Below are 23,826 nucleotides of genomic sequence, written 5' to 3' on the forward strand. Positions count from 1 at the left end.
GGAATGGCATGGCATACACAAAACAGGATCTGCAGAACATCCAGTCTGCAATCGCGAAGGGCGAGCTGGAAGTCCAGTATGCCGACCGGCGCGTGAAATATCGCTCGATCGGCGAGCTGCGTGAAGCCCGCACCGAGATCATTCGCGACCTGAACGGCGCAGCCGGGCGTTCGTCGATCGTCCGGATTCGTCACGCCGGCAAGGGGGTGCGATGAAGACGGGCTTTCCGTCACTCGCGCGGCGCGGATTCGTGGTGCCCACGCGGTTGAAGGCAGCGGCATACGAGTCGGCGAGCACGACGGGAGCACGGGCGAAGTCGTGGCGGGCGTCGAGCGCGGGACCGAATACGGCGGCGGTGCAAAACCTGCCGCTGCTGCGGTCGCGCGCACGCGACGCGATACGCAACGATCCGTGGGCGAAAACGGCGATCGCACGGCTCGTGTCGAACACGATCGGCAACGGCATCCAAGCGCACCCGCAGCATCCGAACGAAGCCGTGCGCAAGATGCAAAAGCAACTTTGGGAGGATAGCTGCGAGGAAATCGACGCGGACGATCTGTTCGACATGGCGGGCGTGCAGACACTTGCCGCACGGGCGTTTTTCAGTGACGGCGAGGTATTGGTGCGTCGCCAGTTCCGCAGTCCCAGCGAAGGCTTGGCGGTCCCGATCCAGATCCGGCTTCTCGAAGGCGATCTGCTGCCGATGGAGAAGAACGAGACCGTGCAGGGCGGTGGCGAGATCGTCAACGGCGTCGAGTTCAATGCGGACGGTCGACGCGTTGCGTATCACCTGCTGCAGCGTCATCCCGGCGAGTACGGACGTGCGTCGACGGCCAACATGCAGACGGTTCGCGTGCCGGCCGACGAGATCGCGCACGTGCTCCTCGCATTGCGGCCCGGCCAGGTGCGAGGTGTTCCCGAACTGTCGACCGTGCTGCTGCGGCTCAAGTCGCTGGACAACTTCGACGACGCCGTGTTGTTCCGGCAGGAGGTCAGCAACCTCTTTGCCGGATTCATCACGAAGCCGCCCGCCGAGCCGGGCCTGATGGGTGATCCAGTCACGGGCGCGGCGATGGAGTACGACGTCGACGGCTTCTCGCCGGTCGTATCACTCGAACCGGGGAGCATGCAGGAGCTGGCTCCCGGCGAAGACGTCAAGTTTGCGGAACCGCCGGGCGCGGGGACCGACTACGGCCCGTTCATGCGTCAGCAACTGATGGCCGCTGCGGCGTCGGTCGGCATGCCGTACGAGGTCATGACGGGCGATCTGCGCGACGTGAGCGATCGCGTGCTGCGGGTGATCTTGAACGAATTCCGGCGGTCGATCGAGCAGATCCAGTGGAACGTGTTCATTCATCAGTTTTGCCGGAAGGTCTGGCGCTGGTGGGTCGATGCCTGCGCACTATCAGGCGCGATGCCGATGGCGGATTACTACCGACGCCGTCGCGACTATCTGCGGGTCCGGTGGGTGCCGCAGGGCTGGCCGTATATCCATCCGGTGCAGGACGTCACGGCGAAGCGGATGGAGATCCGCTCCGGGCTGGCGAGCCGGACAGGAGCGGTGCTGTCGCGTGGTGATGATCCTGAGCAGGTCGATCAGGAGAACGCGGACGATCTCGCGCGCGAGCGCCGGCTCGGAATTCGATATGACACGCTCGATCCGGTCGACGGGGCGAGCGATCTTTCTAGTGGGGATGGCGAATGAAAGGGAAGAAGCGGTGGTGGGACATCCGTGCGCAGGCGAATGCGGCGGGCGGGAACGAGGTCGAGATCCGGATCTACGGCGACATTGGATTTTGGGGCACCGACGCCGAACTGTTTGCGACGAAGCTGGACGAGGTGGCGGCGACAGCGACGTCGATCGTCCTCGCGATCAACTCGATGGGCGGCGACGTCTTCGATGCGTTCGCGATCTACAACGCGGTGCGTCGGCATAGCGGCAAGGTGACGGGGCGCGTCGACGGTGTTGCCGCATCGGCTGCGTCGCTGATCCTGATGGCATGCGACACGATCGAGATGCCGTCGAATGCGCGGCTGATGATCCACAACCCGAATACGGTCGCGGCCGGCGAGGCGGAGGATCTGCGCAAGCTCGCCGATCTGCTGGACAGCACGTCGGACAGCATGTTGGCGGCTTACGTCGAGCGCAGCGGCCGAACCGCAGAGGAAGTCCGCGCGATCATGGATGCCGAGACCTGGCTCACGGCCGCTCAGGCGAAGGAGCAAGGTTTCTGCGACGCGATTGTCGATCCGATCCGGATCGAGGCGTATGCGGGCGCGGCCCGGCTCGCCGCACGCTATGCGGCGGTGCCGGCCGAAATCCGCGCTGTGCTGGAGGACGACGGCGAGGTAACGCCCGACCCGACGCCTCGTCCGGTGCCGACGCCCACACCTGCGCCGGGGCCGGACGTGTCGGTGCTCGCCGCGCATGTGTACGCCGCGTGCCGCGACGCGCGCATCGAGCACTGCGCCGAAGGCATCGTGCTGGCGACCGGCCTGCGGGATCGCGCGAGCGTCGACGCTGCGATCCGCAACGCGCAGGACATCGCCGGTATCTGTCTGGCCGCGAGCCTGACCGAGCTGACGGCCGGCTTTGTCTCGGACGGCCTGTCGCCGGATCAGGTGCGTGCGCGGCTGTTCGAGCGCATGACGGCCTCGCAGAAGCCGATCAACCATCGTGCTGCCCCGGCTGCGTCGCAAGACGCGCCCGTGGTCGCGAATGCGCCGCGTGCGGCGTCCATCTACGCGGCTCGCAAGAGCGGCAAGTAACTTTGACGTAACCCGAGGAGGGGAATACTCATGTCGAATGTGAAGCAACAAGGGGTGCTGCCGGCCGAATTTCTCGTGTCGGAGGGGAATGGGCAGATCTCACGCGAGCGGATCGTCGTGAAGGCAGGTCCGGCGCTGTCGGCCGGGCAGGTGCTCGGCGTGACCAGTACCGGCGAATACGCGCCGTACGACAACGCCGCGAACGACGGTTCCGAAGTCGCCGCAGCGGTGCTCTACGCGCCGCTGGCGGCGTCCGAAGCGTCGCGTCCGGCGACGGGGATCGTCCGGCTCGCCGAAGTCGCGGGCGGCCTGCTCACGGGACTCGATGCAGCCGGTCGCGGGGATCTCGCCGAGCGACACGTGATCGTTCGCTGATCGCATCACACGCCATTCAAGGCCACGCCGACCGCGTGGCCTTTTTTGTATCCATTTTCATGTCGGAGGTTGTATGGCGGATATCGCCCTGTTTCAAGACGACGCGTTTTCGCTGTCGTCCCTGAGTGCTGCGATCAACGAGCAGCCGTATGTTCCCGGCCGGATCGGTACGCTCGGGCTCTTCGAAGAGGACGGCATCACCACGACTACGATCCAGATCGAGCGCGACGGCGACACGCTGTCGCTCGTCGCGTCTGGCCAGCGCGGTGCACCGGCCGCTGTTGTCGCAGGCAGCAAGCGCAGCATGATCCCGTTCAACACGGTGCATCTGCCGCAGCGTGCGGTGATCATGGCCGACGAAATCGCGAATCTGCGTGCGTTCGGTTCCGAAACGGAGCTGGAGGCGCTCCAGACCGTCGTGAATCGGCGACTCGCGAAGATGCGTAAGCAGCTCGATGCAACGCACGAATTCCACCGCATCGGCGCAATCAAGGGCGCAGTGCTCGACGCGGACGGCAAGACGGTGTTGATCGACCTGCTGAAATACTTCGGTATCGAGCAGACGGTCATTCCGTTCGAGCTGTCGACCGCGACCACCGAGATTCGCCAGAAGTGCGTTGAGGTGCAGGACGCGATTGAAGATTCGCTCGGCGCGATGACGTACACGGGCGTGCGCGTGCTCTGCGGGCGCGAGTTCTGGAACAAGCTGATCGTCGCGAAGTCGGTGAAGGAGACGTATCTCGCGTCCGTGATGGCCGCGCAGCTGCGTGGCGACGCGCGCGACGCGTTCGACTTCGGCGGTTGCACATTCGAGCGTTATCGCGGTCGCGTCGGCGATGTCGGGTATGTCGCGGACGACGAAGCGCATGCGGTGCCGGAGGGCGTGTCCGATCTGTTCATCACGCGTTTCGCGCCGGCCGATTACGTCGAGGCGGTGAACACGACAGGGATTCCGTACTACGCGAAGCAGGAACTGATGCCCTTCGGCAAGGGCGTCGAGATCGAGGCGCAGTCGAACCCGATCCACCTGTGCACGCGCCCGAAGGCGTTGGTCAAGCTGAAGGCGTGACATGGCGTTCCGGGATCTGATGGCCGACGTCGACACGGCCGTAAAGCGAGACCTGTCCGACGAGGTCAAGATCGACGGCAAACCTCTGGAGGGCATGTTCAAGGCGCCTTGGCTCGGCCCGGATCTCGGAACGCAACGCACGCAGCTCGTTGCGCCGATCCTCGACATCACGGACGACGATGCGGCCCGTGTGCGCGAAGGCAGCATCGTCGAAGCGGGGGGCGAGCGGTTCCGCGTTTTGGAGATCCGCCCGACCGGCACGGGTTGGACGATCCTGATTCTGAGGTGACGATGGATCTGCTGAAGGTCGAGATCGACGTAAGGGGCGCGCTCGAAGCGCTCGTGGGCCTGCCGCCTGCATCAATGCAGGCGGCTTGGCGTCGAACGCTGCGCAAGACGGGCGCATGGATTCGCAGCCAGACAGCGAAAGAGGTCAGCGGCGCGACGGGCATCCAGCAGAAGCTGCTGCGGCAGCGGATGTACTTCTTCATGCGGTCGCTCGATACGGGCAAGGTGTGGCTCGGGCTGAATCCGATCGAGGCGCATCGGCTCGGCGCGGTACGGCGGACGAAGAAGGGGATGCGCGCCGGTAAATCGCTGTTCGAGGGCGCGTGGCGCAAGACCAAGGCGCAGCCGGACGGCGCAATCTACCGACGCACCGGGAAGGCGCGGACGCCGTTCGAGGTGGTGACGGTCGAGTGGGCACAGACGGGAGATCCGGCATTTCGACGGGCTGCACGTGCGTGCGAGGCGCGGCTGATGACGGTCTTGCGGCAAGAGGTCAACTATGAACTACAGAAGGCGGTGAACCGTGCTCGATAACCTGAAGCAACTGTACGACGGCATCGAGGCCGGCCTGCGCGCGCGCTTGCCGGATCTCGAACGTATCCATGCGTACCCGAAGATCGGCAAGTCGATCGACACGCCGTTCGTCGCGATCGAGCTGGCGGAGCTGGAGCCGGGCCACGATGACGGTACGGGCCGCGTGCCTCTGATCGCGCGCATGCAGGCCCGCGTCATCGTTGACCCGCTGGTGGAGGATGCCGAGGTCCAGGTGCGCGAGCTGTCCGCTCGTGTGCTGCAAACGGTGCACGGGGCGACGTGGGGATTGCCCATGACGCCCGGCAAACAGGTCGGGTCGGCCGGTGAAGATCCTTTCCGGCCGGAGCTGGATACGTATCTCGTTTGGCTTGTCGAGTGGGTGCACGAATTCGACCTGGGTGATGCGTACGAGCCGCCGACGAAGGGACGCGCGGTGATGTGGGGTGTCGATCCGGAGACGGGGCGGGGGTACGAAGACCATTACTGGAATCCGGCGGAACAGCGAGCGGGGTGACGTGTGAGCGACTTCGAGCTTGGCGAGATGGATCGCCGTATGGCGTGCCTGACGCAATCCGCGGTCGTGGAGGCGATCACGTACGACCCACCGCGCGTGAAAGTCCGTGTCGGCGATTGGGTAAGCGACTGGCTCAAATGGCAGGCTGCTGCTGCCGGCAAGGTTCGGCATTGGCGTCCGCCATCCGTCGACGAAGAGGTCGCCCTGTGGGCACCGTCCGGCGATCTCGCGGGGGCGTTTGTCGCGCCCGGTTACTACACGGAGCAGCACGGCGGGTCCGGTCGGTCGAGCCCTGACGAGACGGCGACTGACTTCCCGGACGGTGCATTCGAGCAGTACAACCATGCGAGCCATGAATACGTGCTGTCGGTGCCGGCCGGTGGTCGGATCGTGTTCCGCATCGGCGGCACGGAGTTCGAGCTGAAGGCGGATGGCGCGACGCTGCGTAGCGCGAAGCTGTTGGCAGATGTTCCGGACTCCACGTTCACAGGGAACACGACGACCGAACAACTGCTGACGTTCAACGGCGGGATGCAGGGCAAACCGGGCGACGGGCGCGGTGTCGCGATGAAGGTCGCGGGCGGTGCCGAATTCACCGACGATGTTGTCGCGGCTGGTAAATCGGTCAGCCGGCACAGTCACCGGGAACAGGGTGACGGCGAATTGGTAAGTAAGCCAATTTAAAACCACGCTGACAGATCTGTCAGGTGCTCGCACACGATGAAGTGATGTAGCTTTTCTTCTCAGCATTTCGCTGCTTTGGAAACAATATTCGCGGAACGGGGTGTTTGCATGAGCACGGTTGAGTTGCACCAAAAATCAGAGAAAACGGACGGGAAACAGCCCGTGGAACGACGCGAGAATGATCTCGGAAAGCCGCCCGAACGGAAGTCCGTGCTCGATTGGCCGTGGCCGGTGATCGTATCGATCGTAGGTTTGGTGTCGCTGGGTGTGGCGTATTCATTGGGCGATGCTTACTACAACGCGTACCTAGCAAAATTTTCGATTGAGCCCACTGCGTTCCCAATCGATAAGGCGCGGCATCTTGTCCTGTCGTTGTACGGTGCTCTAAACACTATCGCAAACGTACAGGCGTGGCTTACCGGGCATACGGTTCATGTCTTGAAACTTGTGGCGCTTATTCTGCTCGGCGTTGCTGTCTGGGTCTTAATTGAAAAGGGCCTGCTTTGGGCGGTTGAGCGCGCAAGCAGGCGGGCAGACGGGTCGACGAGGTCTATCAAGCTTTGGCCGATCGCTGTCAGATTCTTCACTATCGTGTTTTGGATTTGGACGACTGTTGGGATTGGCTCGATTCTCGGGATGTCCGTTCCTACAGTGATGGCAATTCCATCCCTAATCGGCGAGTTTGCTGGCAATGGCGTCGCGAGTGATCAGATGCGAGATTATGATCGGGGATGCTGGGTGTCTGAAGCGAGATGTCAGATGGTAGTCAAAGGTGGAAAGGAAGTTGCGCGCGGTTACATCGTCGCGCAATCAGCGACGCACATTGCACTGTACTACGAAGGTAATACGGTACAAATGCCTCTCGATGGCTCAGAAATCAGGACAGTCGAAAGACCGAATTTCGACCACGCTATGCCTCGTTGAGCCGGCCTGCTTTGTCAGTAACTTTGCCCCGCCCCGAGCGGGGTTTTTCATTTCTAGAGGGCGATATGGCGAAAGACGCACAGCTGGAGAGGGCGGTGGCACCCGTGACATTCGTCGATACGGAATTCCGCAGCCGCGTGATCGTGTTTCCGGACGGCTCGCACGTTGCTGTGCTGGCCGGCAAAACGGAAGTGACGGAGCCCGAGCACATCGCGTATCTCGAATCGCGCGAGTGCTTCAAACGCGTCCCGACAAAGGCGCAGTGATGGTCGCGCTGGTCGGTATGTGTCGCCGCACGGGCCGACTGATCGGCGGACTCGATCATCTGGTGCAGAGCATCGCGGACATTCTGAGCACGCGCAAGGGAACCCGCCGCGAGCGGCCCGATTACGGCTCGGATCTCCCTGCGATGGTCGACCTGCCCGTCACGCGTGGATGGATCTCGGCGGCACAGGCCGAAGCCGCGCGTGCAATCGGACGGTGGGAGCCGCGTATTGCGCTGGATAGCGTGAAGGCGGTGTCTGTTGTGGACGGCAAAGTAACTTTTCGAATCGCCGGGCAGTACAACGGCGACGACGTTGTATTCGAGGTGACGATATGACAGTGATCGATCTAACGACGCTTGATCCGCCGGATCTCGTCGAAACGCTCGACTTCGAGGAGGTGTATCAGCGCAAGCTGGAGCACTTCAAGCGCATCTATCCGGATTGGACGGCAGCGCTCGAATCCGATCCGGTCGTGAAGCTGCTGGAGCTGGCCGCATACGAGGAAATTCGGTTTCGGGCACGTGTCAACGATGCCGGTCGTGCCGTGCTGCTGGCCTATGCAACGGGAGCCGATCTCGAACACCTTGCGGCGCTCTGGAACCTGAAGAAAGAGATTGTCGATCCCGGCGATCCGGAAGCGCACCCGCCGATCCCGGTCACTTACGAGCGCGACGAGCGGCTGCGGTTGCGCACGCAGATGGGGATCGAGCGCGCGTCGACGGCCGGGCCGTCCGGGTCGTATCGATCGCTCGCGATGGACGCGTCGGCCGACGTTGCCGACGTGCGCGTCGATCGCCCCGAGCCGGGCGTGGTCCGTGTGGTCGTGAAGTCGTATTCGAACGGTGGGATCGCGAGCGCTGCGTTGCTCGACACGGTGCAACGTGCGCTTTCGCCCGAGGACCGCCGGCCGCTGAACGACACATTGCTCGTTATGCCAGCGCGACCCGTCAATTACGCGATTGTGGCCGACGTCTATGTTGGACGCGGGCCTGATCCGGGTGTTGTGCTGACTGCGCGGCGGCAAGACCTTGATATCGCCGTCGCTGCGGGAGAGGGATTGCGGGTTGGTATGCCGCGCTCGGCCATCACGGGCGCATTGCATCCAAAGGATTCGGGCGTCGTACGCGTCGACCTGAAGTTGCCGGCCGCTGATGTGGTGTGCGCAATCGACGAGTTCGCACGGTGCACGTCGATCGTGCTCAATCCGAAGGTGAATGATGACGATTGAACCGCTGCTGCCGACAAATCAGACGAGTCTTGAGGCGGCGCTCGCACAGGTAATGCGACCGAGTGTCGACCCCGACGTGATCCGCACACTCTGGGATGCGGATCGCTGTCCCGCCGCATTTCTGCCTTGGCTGGCATGGTCGCTTGCGGTCGACGGCTGGGAGCTGGCCGAATCAGAAGACGCACGATGGGCGCTGATCAAGTCGTCGTTGGCGATCTACCAGAAGAAGGGCACGCCATGGGCGATTCGCCAGATCGTCCGGCGGCTCGGATTCGGCGAAGTCGATATTCAAGAGGGGCGACAGATCAAGCGCCGTGATGGCGCGGTGACGCGTGATGGCAGGTATTTGCACGGCGGTTCGACTGCATGGGCCGAATACATCGTGAAGCTGCGACAACCGGTGACGCGCGATCAGGGCGAGAACCTGAAGCGGGCAATCGAGCGTTACGCGCCGGCTCGGAGCCGGCTCGCGTGGCTCGACTTTTCTGAGGTCGCGATTCGACACAACGGTGTCGCGACGCGCAATGGTCAATTTACGCGAGGGGTGATCGGGACATGGCCAATCTGAAAGAAGAAAGTAGGTGGGAGGACGGGGTCTATCAATTCGAAACATCGGACCCTGTGCAAGGTGGTCCGAACGGGATCGACAACGTGCCGACAAAGCAACTTGCGAATCGGACGCGGCACCTCAAAGATCGGGCTGATGCCAATGACAAGCGGGTCGACGCGATCGGTAAGCAGGTCGATTCGCTCGGCACCGACAAGCTGCCGATTGCTGGCGGCACGATGAAGGGTGTGTTGAAGGCGAAGCAGGGTGCGATCATGCCGAACAACGCCAACAACGCCGGCTACGGGTTCGACACCGATCCGGATACAGGCATGTTCTCGCCTGCCGATGGACACCTTCAGCTCGGCTCGAATGGCGTGCCGTACGTCGTGTTGCTCGGCAACAACCTGACACTCGGGCCGCCGGGACTCATCACGTTTGCCACCGGTGGAGTTGAACGCGGTCGATTTACCCCCGAGGGCCGATTGCTGCTCGGGACGACATCGGATAACGGTCGGGCCGGTCTGCAAGTAGGGTATCGCGCGACGTTTTCCAATGGTGTCAGCGTCACCGGTCTGGAGTCGGAAGCGGCCGGGCACTTTCGTGCGGTTCTCGGCCAGTACGGTGTGATGTTCCGCCATGACGACATGTCAGCGTACTGGCTGCAAACGAAGAAGGGCGATGCATGGGGAACGTGGAATACGTACCGGCCGTTTGCGTGGTCGCTCGATAGCGGTTACGTCACGATCGACGGGACCGGGATGGGTACGAAGATCGGGGGGCAGTTGACAGTCGGCCCAGGTGCGGGCGAGGGGCAGATTCGAGTCGGTGCGGCGGACGGGTACTTCTATGGAAATGCCACGTCGGTGGGCTGGTGGGGCGGTAATGCGGGGTCGTTCCAGTTCTACGCGGCTGACGGTTCTTTCCGCATCAACGGAAAGCCGGTCTGGCATTCCGGAAACCTGACACCGTTCGATCTGAATGTTGGTGGAACCTCGAAGGCGTCACTCTCATTTGCTCCGGGTGCGCGGATCGTTCTGTCGGAAGGTACGCCGCAGAATCCGTCGCTGACGTTCGACAAGGACGGGGCACCGGATACGGGTCTATACCACATCGCTGATGGTGCGTTTGGCATCACGTGCAATGGGGTTGTGATTGCGCGATTTGCGGGAGACAAGGGCACGATCTTCGATATGCCGGTTCAGGTTCCCACACCGCCCGCTGGAGACAGGTCGACCCGTGCCGCATCGACGGCTTTCGTTGTTGATGCGATCGCGTCTGCATCCATCGGTCAGATCATCTTCGAGGCACGTACTGCTGCCCGTGCGGGCTGCCTCGTCCTGAACGGCACGGAGTTGAAGCGGGCTGACTATCCGGCATTGTGGGCGTACGCCCAAGGCAGCGGCGCATTGGTTGAAGAGAAGGATTGGGCGAACGGCAATTTCGGATCGTTTTCGAATGGCGACGGGGCTACAACGTTCCGTATTCCGGAGTTTCGCGGCGAAGGCATCCGATGTGCCGATCTCGGGCGCGGTGCCGATGCCGGCCGGCGCGTCGGTACGTGGCAGGACAGCCAAAACCGCTCGCACGCGCATGGCGCGTCGGCGGCTGCGGTTGGGGATCACGCGCATAACGCGTGGACTGATTCTCAGGGGTGGCACGGACACCATGGGTGGACGGGCGGTGCAGGTGGACACAATCACAACAACGGAATCTACAGTCGCCTGCTTCGACCGCCCTATAACGGTTCGATCACAGGCTCGGACACGGCGGGTAGCGGGGCTGAACAGGCGGTTGGCAACGGCGATTCTGGAGATATTGCTTGGGTGGGAGATCACGCACACGTATTCGACACCGATGGCGCAGGCGCGCACGGCCACAACGTTGGCATTGGTGGTGCGGGGGCGCACTCGCACGCGATTACCGTAGCGGCCGACGGCGGTGCAGAGGCGCGCATGCGCAATATCGCCGTGCTCGCCATGATCCGCGCATTTTAATCACTGAGGTAGAGCATGCTTTGCAATCAATACGACAGTCTGACGGGCCAGTACATCGTGAGCTTTCTCGCCGATGTTGATCCGATGAATCCCACGCGATATTTGGTTCCCGCCTTTTGCACGCTCAAACCACTGCCCGAGCGTGAGCCGCTCACGTGGCCATTCTGGCGTAAAGACAAGTGGGAAATGCTGCCTGATTATCGGGGTGTGCGGCTCTATCGGACGGAATCCGGTGCGGCGGCCGAGATCACTGTCGCGGGCATCACGCCGGAAGACGCGGGCCTGACCGAAATCCCGCGTCCGTCCGATGCACATGTGTGGCGTGACGGGGCGTGGACGATCGACGAGCAGATCGTCGCGGACAAGGCGCGTGAGGCGGCGATGAATGACTTCTTCGCACGGCTGGAGAAAGCGCGTCGACAGAATCTCGGCAAGGCGGACGCGCGGGTGACCGGGCGCTTGTCCGATCTCGACGAAGCGACCTTCGACGCATGGACCGACTATCAGGTTGCGTTGGTGAATGTCGTCGAGTCGCCGACGTTCCCGGCCGAGATCGCGTGGCCGGATGAACCCGATCCGAATGCCATTCTCGCGAAGGTGGAAGCCGAGCGGGCGGCGAAAGCGGCTCGCGAAGCCGAAGAGGCTGCGCAGCGTGAGGCTGAGGCGAAGCAGGCCGAAGCAGATCGCGCTGCAGTAGAGGCTGCGACGCCGACTCATGTCGACGAAGCTGAACCGTTGCCCGAGTCGGGCGAGACCGCCAAAAAGTAACTTTGCCGACGCCACTCGTCCGGGTGGTGTCGTTTCGTTTCAAGCCGCTCCGATGAGCGGCTTTTTTGTTTCCGGAGATCTGCATGGCAGCGACTTCCTTTTTCCACGGCATCACGACGACGATCGTCGACAGCGGCCCGCGTACGATCGCGGTGCCGTCGTCGTCGGTCGTTGGTATGACCGACACGTACACGCCCGGTCCTGATCTGGCGCAGCCGAACGTCCCCGTGCAACTGACCAGCTACGGCGAAGCGGTACGCGCGTTCGGAGAGAACAGCGCGATCGCGCGTGCGGCCCGCGCAATCTACGCGCAGAGCAGCGCGGTTGTGATCGCGGTTGGCGTGCCGGCAACGGCGGACGCGGCGCAGCTCACGTCGGCAGTCATCGGCGGTGTATCGGCCGGCGGTGCCCGCACTGGGATGCAGGCACTGCTCGACGCGAAGTCGCGTTTCAACGCACAACCGCGTTTGTTGATCGCACCTGGGCATACGTCCAAGCAGCCGGTCGCGACGGCGGCCGACTCGCTCGCCGGCAAGCTGCGCGCGATGGCCGTGATCGATGGCCCGAACGTCGACGACGAGGCCGCAATCGCGTACGCGAAGAATTTCGGCAGCAAGCGGCTGTACATGGTCGATCCCGGCGCGAAGGCATGGGACAACGCGTCGAACGGCGAGATCGCGCTGCCGGCGTCGACGTACGCGGCGGGGCTCTTCTGTCAGACCGACGCGAAGATCGGTTTCTGGGCGTCGCCGTCGAACAAGGAGATCGTCGAGATCACGGGCACAGGCCGGCCGATCGAATACCTCGACGGCGACGAGACGTGTCGCGCGAACCTGCTCAACAACGCGAACATCACGACGATCATTCGCGACGGCGGCTATCGCCTCTGGGGGAACCGCACGCTGTCGGCCGATCCGAAGTGGAAGTTCGTCACGCGCGTGCGCACGCTCGACATCGTCATGGATGCCGTGCAGGCCGGTCACAAGTGGGCAGTCGATCGCGGCATCACGGCGACGTACGTCAGCGACGTGACCGAAGGGCTGCAGGCGTTCATGCGCGATCTGAAGCGTCAGGGCGCGGTGATCAACTTCGAGGTCTATCCGGACCCGCTGCTGAACACGGCGAGCCAGCTCGAAGACGGCAAGGTGTACTGGAACATCCGATTCACGGACGTGCCGCCGGCCGAAAACCCGATTTTCCGCTTCGAGGTCACGAACCAGTGGCTGACCGAAGTGCTGGATAACCAGATCTAAGGGAGGAACGATGATTCCGGAAACTCTGTACAACTGCACCGCGCACGTCGACGGCCGCGGATACGCAGGTCGCGCAACGAGCGTGACGCCGCCGAAGCTGAAAATCAAGACGGACGACTTCCGCGCGGGCGGGATGGATGCGACGATCAAGGTCGATCAGGGAATGGAAGCGCTCGACGCATCGTTCTCGATGTCGACGATGGAATACGAAGTGCTGCGCTTCTTCGGGCTGGTCGATCAGGGCGCATTCAACGCTGTTTTTCGTGCGGTCTTCATGGACCGTAGCGGCAAGACGAAGAGCGTCGCCGCGTATATGCGCGGGATGTTGCATGAAATCGATCCAGGCGACTGGAAGCCGGGCGACAAGTACGAGGCGAAATTCTCGGTGTCGTGCGACTACTACAAACTGGAGATCGCCGGTGCGATCGTGCACGAGATCGATGTCTTTGCGTGCAAGCGCGTGATCAACGGCGTCGATCAGCTCGCCGAAGTTCGTAAGGGTCTCGGCATGTAATTGCCACGTCGACGTCGCTCGACTGACACGCAGTAAAGCTACTTTGTTCAATCAATGGCGAGCCGATGGCTCGCCATTTTCATTTCAGGAGTCGCAATGGAAAAGGTCACGGTCCCGCTCATTTATCCGATCAAACTCAATGGCGTCGAATGCGACAAATTCACGATGCGCCGGCCGAAGGTGCGCGACATGCGCAGCGCGCAGAAGCTCGCGCCGAACGATGCCGAGCAACAGGAGCTGATCTTGTTCGCCAATCTCGCCGACGTCTCGCCCGACGACATCGAAGACATGGACATGGCCGATTACGAGCGCGTGCAGGACGCCTACTACTCCTTTCGATCCGTACGCAAGGATGGACCGAAAGACGCTCAAGGCGCTGGCAAATCGGCTGGTGCGTGAATACGGCATGTCGCCGACGTCGATCGACGAGATGACGGTCGACGACATGCTCTGGTGGTTGACGGATTGAGGGGGCCGGGATGGCGAAAGACTTAGCGCTTGGGATCGTGATCGGCGGGGCCGTCTCGGCGACGTTCGGGAAGGCGATCACTGACACGTCGTCGAAGATCGACGCGATGAAGAAGCGGGCGAACGACTCGCGGCTCTGGCAGCGCCAGATCGGCGAGACGATGCGCCTGCAGGACGAGTTTCGCCGGTTGCATCTGGCGGGAGACAGCGCGGCGGATGGCATCCGTCGCAAGCTCGAAAGCAATCTGAAATCGCTACGGGACGCCGGCATTGAGGTCTCCCGGCTCGATCGCGCGTATGCGCAACTTGGCCGCACGGCTCGGGGGCTGGATCTGCAGGCGTCCGGCCATGCGCGGCTGGCAGCGGGGCAAGAGGCCGGGCGAGGCGTGATCGGGGACGCGATGAAGCTAACGGCGGCCGTCGCGGTGCCTGCGACGATCTCGGCCAACTATCAGGCGATCATTCGCGACATCGCGATCAAGGCCGGCATAGCGCGCACGCAGGAAGAGACGGCGATGGGCGTGCGTATTCGGCGCGACGCTGGAGCGAACGGTATCGGTCGCAACGAGCTGGCCGACGCCGTGAACCAGATGGTTGCGGGCGGTATGGATCTCGGGAAGGCGCTCAACTTCGCGCCGCTGGTCGCGAAATTCGCGATCGGCCAAGGGGCGACGACGGTCGAGACCGCGAAGATGATCCAAGCGCTGCAGCAAAACGCAGAGATCGTCGACCCGCGCCAGATGTCGAAGGCGCTCGAAGCGATCGCTTATCTGGGCAAGGAAGGGTCGTTCGAGTCCGTCGACATGGCGCGGTGGTTCCCGGTGCTGCTGGCCGAGATGAAGAAGATCGGCATCACCGGACAGGACTCGGTGACGCAGCTCGGGGCAATGCTCCAGGTGCAGATGAAGACGGCCGGCAGTTCCGACGAGGCGGCGAACAACCTGAAAAACTGGTTCTCGAAGATCGGCTCGGGTGAGACCGAACGCAACTATGCGAAGGCCGGCGTCGACTATCAGGCAAAGATGCGCGAGGCGATCGGCAAGGGCTGGTCGACGCTGGAGGCGTCATTCGTTCTCGCCCGCGCGTACATCGAGCGTGTCGATCCGGCCAAGGCGAAGCAGCTCGCGGCAGCGGCGAAGCAGTTCAATTCGGAAATGGACCCGGCCAAGCGTCAGGCGCAGATGGCCGCGTTTGCCGACACGATGAAAACCGGAGACCTGTTCAATGACATGCAGGTCAAGGCGGCGCTGACAGCTTACATGCAGAACGCCGAGTTGTATTCGAACCTGAAGCGTAACGCGCAGCAGGCGAGCGGCGAGATCCAGAAGGATCTAGAGGACCGTCGCGAGACGTCCAAACAGGTTTGGAGCGAGGTCGGGCAGCAATGGGACGACGCGATGCGCAGCATCGGCGACGCGCTGCGTCCGATCACGGATCGCGTTGGCGAGGCCGCGAAGGGGGCCGGGAGCGGTATCCAGTCCGCAGCGGATAGCGCTCCGAAGGCGACGGCTGCGGTCGTCGGCATTGCCGGCACGGTTCTCGCGGTGCGCGGAGCAAAGGCACTTTGGGGCATTGGGCGCGGGTTGTTCGATATCGCACGCGGCACGCTGCTGGCGCGTGGTGGTGGTCGAGGGGCCGCAGGGAGGACGGGGGCAGCCGGTGGGGCGGTCGGGCGTGCGTTGGATGCGCTCGGCGGGGCGGCCGGTGCCGCTGGTGGCGTGCAGCGCGTGTTTGTCGTGAACATGCCGGGCGGTGGCTTCGATGGTGGCGGGCTTGGCGACCTTGGGGGTAGTGGTGGGCGAGCCGCGCGTCGAGCTGCGCGTCGGGCGGCGGCTCGGGCGGGGCGAATCGGGAGGATCGGGCGGATCGTCAACGCGGGACGTGCCTTATTCGGTCGGGTTGCGCCGTGGGCAGGGAAGCTGGCCGTGGCGGGGACCGTGCTGAAGTTCGGCCTTGCGGCTCGCGAAGCGTACGCCGTCGCGTCGAGCACCGATACGAACGATCGGAAGGCGACACGGTTCGCTGGCATCGCCGGCAGTCTCGCGGGTGGCGTGATCGGCGCGAAGGTCGGGGCGACGATCGGGGCGCTCGGTGGTCCGATCGGATCGGCCGTCGTCGGTGTGCTCGGCGGGGCACTCGGGACGTTTGTGGGCGACAAGGCATTGAGCGCCATCGCGAGCAAGTTTCTGGGCCGGAAGCCTGACGAGACGCCCGCGAACGCCGAGGCGGCAGCCAAGGCGGCGAAGGCCGCCGAGACTCCTGCGGCAAATTCCCGCTTCGGGCCGCGTATCGATCAGCAGAACACGTTTGCGCCGGTCTTCAACGTGAAGATCGAAGCAAGCGATACCGAGATGGCGAACAAGTTTCTTGCGCAGATCAGTCCGCAGTTGACGCGGATGATGGAGGAGCAGCAGCGCAAGGCGAACAGTCGAACGGCAATGTTCGACTCGCCGCATATGTGAGGGAGGTGCTATGGACGTGATTCGACAGATCACGGGGGCGGCGACGCAGGCAGGCATTGCAACGGAGCGCGTGCGGCAGATGGTCCGCATCTTCGATCGGAACCGCGCGGCCAGCATGGCGACGGTCGACGTGTTGCAGCGTCTCGCGACCGGCAATCTCAGCAGCGCGGCCGAGCTGCTGACGGGTGCGACGAGTGCCCTGTCGGTGGCGTCGGACTTGTTTCCGCAAGTCGGCGCAGTCGTGCGCAGTTTCAATGCGACGCAGGCGTCGATCGGCTCGATTCTGAAGGCCGTCGACGGATCGAATTTCCCCCTTGTGCGGGCTGCCGCTGACAGCGTGAAGTCGGCGCTTGGCGGGGCGTGGAACCAGTTCAACGCAGCGGTGGGTCTGAAGGACTCGGCGGTGATGGACCTGATCAAGTCGACGGGCGTCGGATCGATGCTGTCCGGGCTGGTCGACGGTGCGTCGTCGAGCACGCCGCACCTGATGACGATGACGACGGATGCCGGCGACGCGTTCCACTTCAACCTGTCGACGGCTGCTCACGACAAGCTGCGACGGGCGACGCGGTATCGCGTCGCGTCTCAGGAGCGCCTGAATCGTCAGGATGCGCTGCAACCGGTCAGCGAAGGGGGCGAGACGATCACGCTGTCGGGCGTCGTGTTCCCGTCACTCGGTGCCGGAACGAAGCAGATCAGCCGACTGCGTGCGATCGGTGGCCGGATGAAGCCCGTGCAGCTCACGACGGGCGACGGCGAAGTGCTCGGCCGCTGGCTGTTGCAGGCGATCGAAGAGGAACAGGACGCGCTGCTCGCGGACGGCATGCCGCGCAAGCAAACTTTCTCGGTGGAGTTCGGCCGCTATGGCGAAGACTTTAAGAACGTCTGACGGCGACGTGCTCGACACGCTCTGCTATCGGTACTACGGGACGCTGCAGGGCACGGTCGAGGCCGTCTACGACGCGAATCCGGGGCTGGCGAATCGACCGCAGCCGTTTCCGTCTGGCGTCGAGATCGTGATGCCGGATCTCGATGCGCCGCGTGTCGAATCGGTCCAGCTTTGGACATAGCGAGGGGCGATGGAAGCGATTTTTCAGGTTGTCGCGAACGGCTCGGACGTGACGAAGGTGATTCAGGACCGCGTGCTGGAGATCCGGGCGATCGATAAACCCGGTCTGGACGCAGACGAGTGCACGATCACGCTCGACGACCGTGACGGCCGCATCGAGTTTCCGCCGAAGGGCGCGACGCTGAAGGTGTCGATCGGATGGGAGGGGCAGGGGCTGTCGATGCTCGGCGAGTATGCCGTCGACGAGGTCGGCGTGCGCGGGCCGCCGGCCAGCGTCGTGATCCGGGGCAAGCCGGCCAACATGCGCGCGACTTCGAAAACGCAGCGATACGGGAGCTGGACGAACGCGAAGCTGGCCGACATCGTCGGCGACGTCGCGCGTCGCAATAAGTGGTCGGCCGCGTGCGACGTCGACGTCGTCGTGCCGCGTATCGACCAGTTCGGCGAAAGCGATCTGCACTTCATCACGCGCGTGGCTCGCCAGTACGGTGCGACGGCGACGGTCAAGGCCGGCAAGCTGATCGTGCTGCCTCGGGGCGCTGGCAAGAGCGCGAGCGGCAAGCCACTGCCGATCGTGACGCTCATGCCCGGCGATCTGCTCGACTACGACATCAACTTTCCGGACCGCGCGAGCTTTGCGGCCGTTCGCACGAAGGTGCACGATCGCAAGACGGGGAAGAAGATCGATCTGACGATCCCGAATCCGGACGCCCCGCCAGGTGCGTCCGCGGTGCATACCGAGCGCCATGCGTTTGCCAGCCCGGAAGCGGCGAAGGCCGGGGCGACGTCGCGAATGGCGACGCTCAACCGGCACACGTCGACGAGCCGGCTGACGATGCGCGGCCGCGCAGATCTGTCGGCCGAGAAGACGATTGCGCTGCAGGGATTCAAGAAGGGCGTGGACGGCGAGTTTCTGATCGAGTCGGTCGAACACACGTTTGCGTCACGCGGGTGGATCACGGTCGTCACATTGAATGGGGGGAACAAGGGGAAAGCGAAGGTCGGACACGGGAAGAAGAAGGGCAAGAAGATCGATCTGGTGGTGCCGGCGCCGAAGTAACGCCGCGCACTGTTATTCGAAGGCCGCTCACGGGAAACCGGAGCGGCCTTTCTTTTTATCGGGCAAGGGGAACCGATGCAAGACCATGAAAAGACGATTCTGGAGCTGATCATCATGGGCGGTTTGATTGGCATCGCGAAGGTGTTGGTGGGGAATGAGCATTTGACGGTTCGGCTCGTTGCCGGTCGTGCCGTGTTGGGGTCGGCGACGTCGATGGTGGCCGGGCTTGCGTTGCTGCAGATCCCGGACCTGCCGCCGATCACGCTGCTCGGCCTCGGGAGCGCACTCGGCATTGTCGGGTCGCAGTACCTCGAAGTGCTGCTGCGTCGGCATGCGAAGCGTCTGTTTGGGGAGAAGTAACGATGGCACAAATCAGTGTTGCCGCCGCAGGCGGAAAGAACCGTGTGGCGTTTCTCGATGCGATTGCGGTCAGCGAGATTGGATCGGCGCTGCTGGCGAAGACGGACGACGGATACAACGTGCTGGTCGGGTCGACAGCGTCGCGTCCGCTGCTGTTCTCCAGCTACGCGTCGCATCCGAACGTGCTCAACCGGCAGATCCGGGTGCCGTCGACGGCGGCTGGCCGTTACCAGATCCTCACGCGCTGGTGGCGGATCTATCAGGTGCAGATGAAGCTGCCCGACTTCGGGCCGGTGTCGCAGGACCGGTATGCGCTGCAGCAGCTGCGCGAGCACGGTGCATTGCCGTTGATCGACGCTGGGCGGTTTCGCGAAGCCGTCGCGAAGGTGTCGAACGTGTGGGCCAGTCTGCCGGGGGCCGGATACGGCCAGCATGAGAACGACATCGAGCATTTGCTGGCCGCGTATCGCGCGGCCGGCGGGGAGGTGGTCGCATGACTTGGATCGACCCGCGTATCTGGCTGCTCGTCGTTGCCGGCGTCGTCGCCGGCTCGGCCTGCGGGTATTTCAAGGGGCATCGTGACGCCGACCAGTCCGCGAAGGTTGCGGATCAGGCGAGGCGGATCGACGACCTGACGAACGAACGTAACGAGTTTCGCCGCCGGTTGGCGGTACAAGAGGGGATCGCAACCGATGCTGCGAAGAAACGTGATCAGGCGGTCGCTGATGCGGCTGCTGCCGATGGTGCTGCTGTCGGCCTGCGCAAGCAGGTCGCTGCACTCGTTGCCGACATCCGGCGTGCCGGCGCTTCGACCGGAAGCACGACAGCCGGCGACGCCCTCGATCTGCTTGCCGACGTGTTCGGCCGGGCTGACGAGCGCGCGGGAGAGCTGGCGAAGATCGCTGACGAGCGAGGCATCGCCGGCCAGCAGTGTGAGCGCAGTTACGACGCGTTGATCGGCGACGCACAAAGCAATCTGCCGCAGTAGCGCGCCTATCGAGGCCGGATGGCCTCGAATGAAACAGGGCGACCGGGGAACGTGCTGGAACACGTCTCCCGGTCGCCTTTCCACTGTCTACGCCAGTGAATCAGCCAAGGCCCTGCTACCTACCGGTAGGCGGGCCGGATTCTACACCAAGTTTAAAAACGGCTTTCACAATGGCAAATCCCATCATTCCGTGGATCGGCGGCAAGCGCCGTCTTGCAGACCATCTCATCCCGCGTTTCCCGGCGCACGATTGCTATGTCGAAGTGTTCGCAGGCGGGGCCGCACTGTACTTTCTCCGACCGCCGGCCAAGGTCGAGGTCGTAAACGACGTGAACGGCGAACTGATCAATCTGTATCGCGTCGTGCAGCATCACCTGGAGGAGTTCGTGCGCCAGTTCAAGTGGGCGTTGACGAGCCGGCAGGTGTTCGAGTGGCTGAAGCAGACGATCCCGGAAACCCTCACCGATATCCAGCGTGCGGCCCGGTTCTATTACCTGCAGAAAAGTTGCTTTGGGGCGAAGCTGGAAGGGCAGACGTTCGGGACAGCGACAACGACACCGCCGGGTCTGAACCTGTTGCGTATTGAGGAGGAACTGTCTGCAGCCCACCTGCGGCTTGCGAACACGTTCATTGAGCGGCTGGATTGGGCTGCGTGCATCGATCGCTATGATCGCCCGCATACGCTGTTCTACTTGGACCCACCGTATTACGAGACGGAAGGGTATGGCGTGACGTTTCCCTTCGGCGAGTACGAGAAGATGGCGCAACGCCTGCGATCGATCAAAGGTCGCGCGATCGTGAGTCTCAACGATCATCCCGACATTCGACGCGTGTTCGACGGATTTCACATCGAGACCGTGCCGATTCAATACACGGTCGGCGGTGGGAGGGGCGTCGAACGAAACGAGCTGATCATTTTCAGTTGGGATGATGCGGCGCAGCCTGTAGGGTTGTTCTAACCGAGGATGCCGGCGCAACGGGTCGCGCCGGCATTGCAATTACAGATCTGCAAAGGCGGGCAAGAGATCTTGATCGACGAGCCGGACCTCGATGCGATTTGCCGTCTCGATGTGCTCGGGATTCTGCATCGAGAACGGAGCATCGATTGTGCTGACGATGATTGTGCCAATCTGGGCCTTGCCGGCCTCCGGGACAGGAACAATCTCGCGGGCCTCAGGAACCTGCTGCTGTGTTATGACGGTTGGCAGGTAAAGCATCCAACCGACTCCGGGTTTGTCGTCGAAAACTTGCTTTGCCACGTAGCTCCGCGGGGAGACCGTGACGTAGGCCGGGTCGAACGCTGTAACGATGGAGCGTACGATTCTAAGCACCGAATCGAGATTGCCGAGGACTGCTGCGTCCAACATCGATAGCTCAAACGAGTTATAAGTGCCTGCCTCATTGAGATGGCATGCGAGGGTCGCGCCACGCGCGTCGCCTTCGTTGCCGTCCCATAACGCTACATATGTTGTCGTTGGGTCTGCCGCGAACTTGTGCTTCAGTACGGCTTGGATTGCTGTTGATGGTGCCCCGTCTTCGAACGCGGGATAGAGCAGCGCTTCGTCGCGGCTTTTCCCGCGTGCGTACCAGCGACTAAACTTTGGGTCGATCTGGGCCAGCTCGGTCGTCACGACATGAATGCGTGATAGTGCCTGCTCGAAGTTCATCGGATCGAGCGTTGCGTCCTTGAATTGAAGCCTGAAGTCCATATTCGTCTCGGATTACGGTTGCACGACCGACTGTACTCGGTAGGTGGTCAGGTAGGGAAGCATGAACTCCCGAGTATCAGCTTCTTCGAAATACCATTTCAGGCGAGCAGGAGGGTTTGCGTTCACCTTTTTCGCTTGCCGGATCAAGGCATTCTGAAGGTCTTCGTGACCGTCGAACCATTCACGCGGCTGAAGTTCGCCGTGTTCGTCGCGCTCGAAAAACTTCGCATAAAGTGACTTTGCTTCTTGTAGTAGGCACTCGGCAGGCAAGAATCCGTCGAAATCAGTTCCGAGCCACACCCATTCCTCGCTCCACCCTTCCTCAACGCTATACGGCCGCCCCGTGACGCGGCCTTGGTAGCTTCGAGCATGTGCGGACATGTGATAGTTTCTACGGAGGGGCTGCCCAGATTCTTCCGGCGGGCACTTTTTGCACTTTTCTCCGGTGCGCGGCACAGCCTTGGCGTCCGTCTTGGCCTTGCTCTCATCCTTCGGCGTATCGCTAGACAGGCTCGCCGTCCCCGCCAGTCCCAGGCCGCCCAATAAGGCGACGCCAGCTCGCGCTAATACCGGCCCAAGCTCCGCCGCTGCTGCTTCGATTATCGGTACCGCGAACCCCGCCATCTGTTGATCTCCTGTCGTATTCTGGATGTTCGATGCGCCATTTCATGACGCGGAAGTAGTCGTGAAAGCGTTCGTCGGGCGATCGTCCGGGACGAGTGAGCCATGTACGTGTCGCCGGCTTCGTGTAGAAACTCGGGGAGTACGCTTCGATGTGAAGAAACGCTTCGACGTTCTCGTCGGCGTGGATGCCGAGCTGTCGCGCGGCAATGTATGCGCTCCAGAGCCGCGCCGGCAGTGTGCTGTCGTCGGCAAGCTTCGGATCAGCTTTGACGAGATCCAGTCTCACCCGCTCGACATATCCGCGCGCGTCGATCTCGGCAAGGCCGGCGACCTGTTCGCTTGTCAGTTCAAGCATGCGGGTGTACTCCCTTCAGTTTTCCATTCACTTCGACGAGCCAGTTGAATGTCGCGACGAAGAACTGCATGCGCTGTGAGAATTCCATCAGCGACGCCATGTCGGCCATGATGCGAGCGTCGTAGAAACGAAGTAGGGCCGTGCTTCCGTCCGGCAAGCGTACGTCGAGGCGGCTGCGCAGCTCGTTAGCGAGTGATTCGATCGGATAGGCGCTGATCAGCCACGACACGCCTGTGGAACTGGCGGCCATTGTGGAGAGAGTGCGTCGGACATCGCCGGCCGCGCCGTCGTACGCAAAAAGCCAAGGTCCAGCATCAGCGAGTGACGCGTCCTGCGTCCCGTCGAACACAGCGATGGCCGACTGAGATCGCCGTGGGGCCGACCCATTCGCCGCGTTCGCGTAAAGCAGGCCGTCGACGAGTGCATAGAGATGCACCTGCATGGTCAACTGCTGTTGCCGCCTGAAGAAGAAGGCTTCGATCGAGTTTTCGGTCATGTGCTACCCGCGCGCGATCATCGTCGCGGCGTTCTCGGCCGCTGCTTTGAGACATTCGAGACAGAGCGTCGACGAGGGAGCGAGCGCTGCGGCAGTCGCTGCGACGGCCGCACTTGCGCCGCCAGTCGTTGCATTGCCAGATCCGACGTCGTCGAACGTCGCCGACGATTGCGACGCGATCAAGGTCGCTCCGCACGCGGTTTTCATGCCCTCGACAGCGGTTTCTCGTCCGTCGAACGTGTGCGAGTATTGCCGCCCTGTCGGCAGGATAGGAAAGACGCCTTTGCACTGCGGGCAAAGTACCTTGTGGCCGACGCCGGCAATAGGCTTTCCGTCAATGGTTGCGGTCGCGCTGCCCTCCAGCACGCGGCCGCCATGCGTCGTCGTATCGCCGACGCAAATCATGGCTCGGGCCATATGTTCTCTCGTAGGTGTGGTTTTCGTATGAATTTACCATTTCCGGGAGAATGGCTGACTGTTGGCTAACTCGCAGGCGGTCAACTAT

General features: G+C 62.7%; 32 protein-coding genes. 27 read left to right on the forward strand and 5 right to left on the reverse strand.

What is annotated here, in order from left to right; all coding sequences use genetic code 11:
• The first annotated feature begins 8 nt into the window (after window positions 1–8).
• The 27 genes from WJ12_RS05470 (at window position 9) to WJ12_RS05600 (ending at window position 21,096) form a co-directional block, all read left to right on the forward strand.
• Window positions 9–215: a phage head-tail joining protein gene (locus WJ12_RS05470; RefSeq protein ID WP_006497114.1), complete on the forward strand. Its 207-nt coding sequence runs from the start codon at window positions 9–11 to the stop codon at window positions 213–215.
• Window positions 212–1,705 carry a phage portal protein gene (locus WJ12_RS05475; RefSeq protein ID WP_069245569.1) on the forward strand — a complete coding sequence of 498 codons (1,494 nt, stop codon included), beginning with the start codon at window positions 212–214 and terminating at the stop codon, window positions 1,703–1,705. The genes WJ12_RS05470 and WJ12_RS05475 overlap by 4 nt, the downstream gene beginning before the upstream one ends.
• Entirely contained in the window at window positions 1,702–2,769 is a 1,068-nt protein-coding gene (locus WJ12_RS05480) for a head maturation protease, ClpP-related (protein WP_069245570.1), read from the forward strand. The genes WJ12_RS05475 and WJ12_RS05480 overlap by 4 nt, the downstream gene beginning before the upstream one ends.
• Window positions 2,770–2,799: 30 nt before the next feature.
• A complete protein-coding gene (locus tag WJ12_RS05485; RefSeq protein ID WP_069245571.1) occupies window positions 2,800–3,144 on the forward strand; it encodes a head decoration protein in 345 nt (114 codons plus the stop codon).
• Between the two features lie 73 nt (window positions 3,145–3,217).
• Window positions 3,218–4,213 carry a major capsid protein gene (locus WJ12_RS05490; RefSeq protein WP_069245572.1) on the forward strand — a complete coding sequence of 332 codons (996 nt, stop codon included), beginning with the start codon at window positions 3,218–3,220 and terminating at the stop codon, window positions 4,211–4,213.
• A gap of 1 nt (window position 4,214) precedes the next feature.
• The gene (locus WJ12_RS05495) at window positions 4,215–4,502 is read left to right on the forward strand and encodes a head-tail joining protein (RefSeq protein WP_069245573.1); all 288 of its coding nucleotides are present in this window, start codon (window positions 4,215–4,217) and stop codon (window positions 4,500–4,502) included.
• Between the two features lie 2 nt (window positions 4,503–4,504).
• Window positions 4,505–5,035, forward strand: a complete 531-nt coding sequence (locus WJ12_RS05500; RefSeq protein WP_069245574.1) for a phage tail protein — start codon at window positions 4,505–4,507, stop codon at window positions 5,033–5,035.
• Window positions 5,025–5,549, forward strand: a complete 525-nt coding sequence (locus WJ12_RS05505) for a hypothetical protein (RefSeq protein ID WP_069245575.1) — start codon at window positions 5,025–5,027, stop codon at window positions 5,547–5,549. Before WJ12_RS05500 ends, WJ12_RS05505 begins: the two co-directional genes overlap by 11 nt.
• A 3-nt stretch (window positions 5,550–5,552) precedes the next feature.
• The gene (locus WJ12_RS05510) at window positions 5,553–6,233 is read left to right on the forward strand and encodes a phage baseplate assembly protein V (protein ID WP_069245576.1); all 681 of its coding nucleotides are present in this window, start codon (window positions 5,553–5,555) and stop codon (window positions 6,231–6,233) included.
• Window positions 6,234–6,341: 108 nt separating this feature from the next.
• Window positions 6,342–7,157 carry a hypothetical protein gene (locus WJ12_RS05515; protein ID WP_069245577.1) on the forward strand — a complete coding sequence of 272 codons (816 nt, stop codon included), beginning with the start codon at window positions 6,342–6,344 and terminating at the stop codon, window positions 7,155–7,157.
• 65 nt (window positions 7,158–7,222) lie between these two features.
• Window positions 7,223–7,423 carry a hypothetical protein gene (locus WJ12_RS05520; protein ID WP_069245578.1) on the forward strand — a complete coding sequence of 67 codons (201 nt, stop codon included), beginning with the start codon at window positions 7,223–7,225 and terminating at the stop codon, window positions 7,421–7,423.
• On the forward strand, window positions 7,423–7,758 hold the full coding sequence (locus WJ12_RS05525; protein ID WP_069245579.1) for a GPW/gp25 family protein: 336 nt from the start codon (window positions 7,423–7,425) through the stop codon (window positions 7,756–7,758). The genes WJ12_RS05520 and WJ12_RS05525 overlap by 1 nt, the downstream gene beginning before the upstream one ends.
• Window positions 7,755–8,651, forward strand: coding sequence for a baseplate assembly protein (locus tag WJ12_RS05530; RefSeq protein WP_069245580.1), 897 nt, complete (start codon window positions 7,755–7,757; stop codon window positions 8,649–8,651). The genes WJ12_RS05525 and WJ12_RS05530 overlap by 4 nt, the downstream gene beginning before the upstream one ends.
• The gene (locus tag WJ12_RS05535) at window positions 8,641–9,219 is read left to right on the forward strand and encodes a phage tail protein I (RefSeq protein WP_069245734.1); all 579 of its coding nucleotides are present in this window, start codon (window positions 8,641–8,643) and stop codon (window positions 9,217–9,219) included. The genes WJ12_RS05530 and WJ12_RS05535 overlap by 11 nt, the downstream gene beginning before the upstream one ends.
• Window positions 9,207–11,195 carry a phage tail protein gene (locus tag WJ12_RS05540; RefSeq protein ID WP_069245581.1) on the forward strand — a complete coding sequence of 663 codons (1,989 nt, stop codon included), beginning with the start codon at window positions 9,207–9,209 and terminating at the stop codon, window positions 11,193–11,195. Before WJ12_RS05535 ends, WJ12_RS05540 begins: the two co-directional genes overlap by 13 nt.
• A gap of 15 nt (window positions 11,196–11,210) precedes the next feature.
• Window positions 11,211–11,963 carry a tail fiber assembly protein gene (locus WJ12_RS05545; protein ID WP_069245582.1) on the forward strand — a complete coding sequence of 251 codons (753 nt, stop codon included), beginning with the start codon at window positions 11,211–11,213 and terminating at the stop codon, window positions 11,961–11,963.
• An 83-nt stretch (window positions 11,964–12,046) separates the two neighbouring features.
• A complete protein-coding gene (locus tag WJ12_RS05550; RefSeq protein WP_069245583.1) occupies window positions 12,047–13,216 on the forward strand; it encodes a phage tail sheath subtilisin-like domain-containing protein in 1,170 nt (389 codons plus the stop codon).
• 10 nt (window positions 13,217–13,226) lie between these two features.
• Window positions 13,227–13,730: a phage major tail tube protein gene (locus tag WJ12_RS05555; RefSeq protein WP_069245584.1), complete on the forward strand. Its 504-nt coding sequence runs from the start codon at window positions 13,227–13,229 to the stop codon at window positions 13,728–13,730.
• A gap of 96 nt (window positions 13,731–13,826) precedes the next feature.
• Complete coding sequence (locus WJ12_RS05560; protein WP_069245585.1) at window positions 13,827–14,129, forward strand: phage tail assembly protein; 303 nt, start codon at window positions 13,827–13,829, stop codon at window positions 14,127–14,129.
• 80 nt (window positions 14,130–14,209) lie between these two features.
• Window positions 14,210–16,660, forward strand: coding sequence for a phage tail tape measure protein (locus WJ12_RS05565; RefSeq protein WP_069245586.1), 2,451 nt, complete (start codon window positions 14,210–14,212; stop codon window positions 16,658–16,660).
• A 10-nt stretch (window positions 16,661–16,670) separates the two neighbouring features.
• Window positions 16,671–17,549 carry a phage tail protein gene (locus WJ12_RS05570; protein WP_069245587.1) on the forward strand — a complete coding sequence of 293 codons (879 nt, stop codon included), beginning with the start codon at window positions 16,671–16,673 and terminating at the stop codon, window positions 17,547–17,549.
• Complete coding sequence (locus WJ12_RS05575; RefSeq protein WP_059463521.1) at window positions 17,524–17,730, forward strand: tail protein X; 207 nt, start codon at window positions 17,524–17,526, stop codon at window positions 17,728–17,730. Before WJ12_RS05570 ends, WJ12_RS05575 begins: the two co-directional genes overlap by 26 nt.
• Window positions 17,731–17,739: 9 nt before the next feature.
• The gene (locus WJ12_RS05580; protein WP_069245588.1) at window positions 17,740–18,789 is read left to right on the forward strand and encodes a phage late control D family protein; all 1,050 of its coding nucleotides are present in this window, start codon (window positions 17,740–17,742) and stop codon (window positions 18,787–18,789) included.
• Window positions 18,790–18,864: 75 nt separating this feature from the next.
• Window positions 18,865–19,149, forward strand: coding sequence for a phage holin family protein (locus WJ12_RS05585; RefSeq protein ID WP_069245589.1), 285 nt, complete (start codon window positions 18,865–18,867; stop codon window positions 19,147–19,149).
• A gap of 2 nt (window positions 19,150–19,151) precedes the next feature.
• A complete protein-coding gene (locus WJ12_RS05590) occupies window positions 19,152–19,646 on the forward strand; it encodes a glycoside hydrolase family 24 protein (RefSeq protein WP_069245590.1) in 495 nt (164 codons plus the stop codon).
• Complete coding sequence (locus WJ12_RS05595; RefSeq protein WP_069245591.1) at window positions 19,643–20,137, forward strand: DUF2514 family protein; 495 nt, start codon at window positions 19,643–19,645, stop codon at window positions 20,135–20,137. The genes WJ12_RS05590 and WJ12_RS05595 overlap by 4 nt, the downstream gene beginning before the upstream one ends.
• A gap of 170 nt (window positions 20,138–20,307) precedes the next feature.
• The gene (locus tag WJ12_RS05600) at window positions 20,308–21,096 is read left to right on the forward strand and encodes a DNA adenine methylase (protein ID WP_069245592.1); all 789 of its coding nucleotides are present in this window, start codon (window positions 20,308–20,310) and stop codon (window positions 21,094–21,096) included.
• Between the two features lie 39 nt (window positions 21,097–21,135).
• Here WJ12_RS05600 and WJ12_RS05605 read toward each other — a convergent pair whose 3' ends face one another.
• The 5 genes from WJ12_RS05605 to WJ12_RS05615 all read right to left on the reverse strand — a co-directional run bounded on the left by WJ12_RS05605 (window position 21,136) and on the right by WJ12_RS05615 (window position 23,738).
• Complete coding sequence (locus WJ12_RS05605) at window positions 21,136–21,846, reverse strand: immunity 52 family protein (RefSeq protein ID WP_069245593.1); 711 nt, start codon at window positions 21,844–21,846, stop codon at window positions 21,136–21,138.
• Between the two features lie 12 nt (window positions 21,847–21,858).
• Window positions 21,859–22,227, reverse strand: a complete 369-nt coding sequence (locus tag WJ12_RS34400; RefSeq protein WP_335645901.1) for a restriction endonuclease fold toxin 5 domain-containing protein — start codon at window positions 22,225–22,227, stop codon at window positions 21,859–21,861.
• Window positions 22,228–22,348: 121 nt separating this feature from the next.
• The gene (locus WJ12_RS36720) at window positions 22,349–22,825 is read right to left on the reverse strand and encodes a hypothetical protein (protein ID WP_236871757.1); all 477 of its coding nucleotides are present in this window, start codon (window positions 22,823–22,825) and stop codon (window positions 22,349–22,351) included.
• On the reverse strand, window positions 22,818–23,321 hold the full coding sequence (locus tag WJ12_RS05610; RefSeq protein WP_069245594.1) for a DUF4123 domain-containing protein: 504 nt from the start codon (window positions 23,319–23,321) through the stop codon (window positions 22,818–22,820). Before WJ12_RS05610 ends, WJ12_RS36720 begins: the two co-directional genes overlap by 8 nt.
• Before the next feature lie 3 nt (window positions 23,322–23,324).
• The gene (locus tag WJ12_RS05615) at window positions 23,325–23,738 is read right to left on the reverse strand and encodes a PAAR domain-containing protein (protein ID WP_069245595.1); all 414 of its coding nucleotides are present in this window, start codon (window positions 23,736–23,738) and stop codon (window positions 23,325–23,327) included.
• Between the last annotated feature and the right edge of the window lie 88 nt (window positions 23,739–23,826).

The organism is Burkholderia seminalis, from assembly GCF_001718535.1.
Classification (GTDB): domain Bacteria; phylum Pseudomonadota; class Gammaproteobacteria; order Burkholderiales; family Burkholderiaceae; genus Burkholderia; species Burkholderia seminalis.

Excerpts from the sequence above, each read along its gene's own strand:
- WJ12_RS36720 (WP_236871757.1), bottom strand. The coding sequence starts at position 22,825 with ATGCTTGAACTGACAAGCGAACAGGTCGCCGGCCTTGCCGAGATCGAC.
- WJ12_RS05590 (WP_069245590.1), top strand. The coding sequence starts at position 19,152 with ATGGCACAAATCAGTGTTGCCGCCGCAGGCGGAAAGAACCGTGTGGCG.
- WJ12_RS05495 (WP_069245573.1), top strand. The coding sequence starts at position 4,215 with ATGGCGTTCCGGGATCTGATGGCCGACGTCGACACGGCCGTAAAGCGA.
- WJ12_RS05470 (WP_006497114.1), top strand. The coding sequence starts at position 9 with ATGGCATACACAAAACAGGATCTGCAGAACATCCAGTCTGCAATCGCG.
- WJ12_RS05580 (WP_069245588.1), top strand. The coding sequence starts at position 17,740 with ATGGAAGCGATTTTTCAGGTTGTCGCGAACGGCTCGGACGTGACGAAG.
- WJ12_RS05615 (WP_069245595.1), bottom strand. The coding sequence starts at position 23,738 with ATGGCCCGAGCCATGATTTGCGTCGGCGATACGACGACGCATGGCGGC.
- WJ12_RS05500 (WP_069245574.1), top strand. The coding sequence starts at position 4,505 with ATGGATCTGCTGAAGGTCGAGATCGACGTAAGGGGCGCGCTCGAAGCG.
- WJ12_RS05610 (WP_069245594.1), bottom strand. The coding sequence starts at position 23,321 with ATGACCGAAAACTCGATCGAAGCCTTCTTCTTCAGGCGGCAACAGCAG.
- WJ12_RS05490 (WP_069245572.1), top strand. The coding sequence starts at position 3,218 with ATGGCGGATATCGCCCTGTTTCAAGACGACGCGTTTTCGCTGTCGTCC.
- WJ12_RS05605 (WP_069245593.1), bottom strand. The coding sequence starts at position 21,846 with ATGGACTTCAGGCTTCAATTCAAGGACGCAACGCTCGATCCGATGAAC.
- WJ12_RS05530 (WP_069245580.1), top strand. The coding sequence starts at position 7,755 with ATGACAGTGATCGATCTAACGACGCTTGATCCGCCGGATCTCGTCGAA.
- WJ12_RS05475 (WP_069245569.1), top strand. The coding sequence starts at position 212 with ATGAAGACGGGCTTTCCGTCACTCGCGCGGCGCGGATTCGTGGTGCCC.
- WJ12_RS05520 (WP_069245578.1), top strand. The coding sequence starts at position 7,223 with ATGGCGAAAGACGCACAGCTGGAGAGGGCGGTGGCACCCGTGACATTC.
- WJ12_RS34400 (WP_335645901.1), bottom strand. The coding sequence starts at position 22,227 with ATGTCCGCACATGCTCGAAGCTACCAAGGCCGCGTCACGGGGCGGCCG.
- WJ12_RS05545 (WP_069245582.1), top strand. The coding sequence starts at position 11,211 with ATGCTTTGCAATCAATACGACAGTCTGACGGGCCAGTACATCGTGAGC.
- WJ12_RS05585 (WP_069245589.1), top strand. The coding sequence starts at position 18,865 with ATGCAAGACCATGAAAAGACGATTCTGGAGCTGATCATCATGGGCGGT.
- WJ12_RS05485 (WP_069245571.1), top strand. The coding sequence starts at position 2,800 with ATGTCGAATGTGAAGCAACAAGGGGTGCTGCCGGCCGAATTTCTCGTG.
- WJ12_RS05535 (WP_069245734.1), top strand. The coding sequence starts at position 8,641 with ATGACGATTGAACCGCTGCTGCCGACAAATCAGACGAGTCTTGAGGCG.
- WJ12_RS05550 (WP_069245583.1), top strand. The coding sequence starts at position 12,047 with ATGGCAGCGACTTCCTTTTTCCACGGCATCACGACGACGATCGTCGAC.
- WJ12_RS05480 (WP_069245570.1), top strand. The coding sequence starts at position 1,702 with ATGAAAGGGAAGAAGCGGTGGTGGGACATCCGTGCGCAGGCGAATGCG.
- WJ12_RS05600 (WP_069245592.1), top strand. The coding sequence starts at position 20,308 with ATGGCAAATCCCATCATTCCGTGGATCGGCGGCAAGCGCCGTCTTGCA.
- WJ12_RS05570 (WP_069245587.1), top strand. The coding sequence starts at position 16,671 with ATGGACGTGATTCGACAGATCACGGGGGCGGCGACGCAGGCAGGCATT.
- WJ12_RS05595 (WP_069245591.1), top strand. The coding sequence starts at position 19,643 with ATGACTTGGATCGACCCGCGTATCTGGCTGCTCGTCGTTGCCGGCGTC.
- WJ12_RS05575 (WP_059463521.1), top strand. The coding sequence starts at position 17,524 with ATGGCGAAGACTTTAAGAACGTCTGACGGCGACGTGCTCGACACGCTC.
- WJ12_RS05555 (WP_069245584.1), top strand. The coding sequence starts at position 13,227 with ATGATTCCGGAAACTCTGTACAACTGCACCGCGCACGTCGACGGCCGC.
- WJ12_RS05525 (WP_069245579.1), top strand. The coding sequence starts at position 7,423 with ATGGTCGCGCTGGTCGGTATGTGTCGCCGCACGGGCCGACTGATCGGC.
- WJ12_RS05560 (WP_069245585.1), top strand. The coding sequence starts at position 13,827 with ATGGAAAAGGTCACGGTCCCGCTCATTTATCCGATCAAACTCAATGGC.
- WJ12_RS05540 (WP_069245581.1), top strand. The coding sequence starts at position 9,207 with ATGGCCAATCTGAAAGAAGAAAGTAGGTGGGAGGACGGGGTCTATCAA.
- WJ12_RS05565 (WP_069245586.1), top strand. The coding sequence starts at position 14,210 with ATGGCGAAAGACTTAGCGCTTGGGATCGTGATCGGCGGGGCCGTCTCG.
- WJ12_RS05515 (WP_069245577.1), top strand. The coding sequence starts at position 6,342 with ATGAGCACGGTTGAGTTGCACCAAAAATCAGAGAAAACGGACGGGAAA.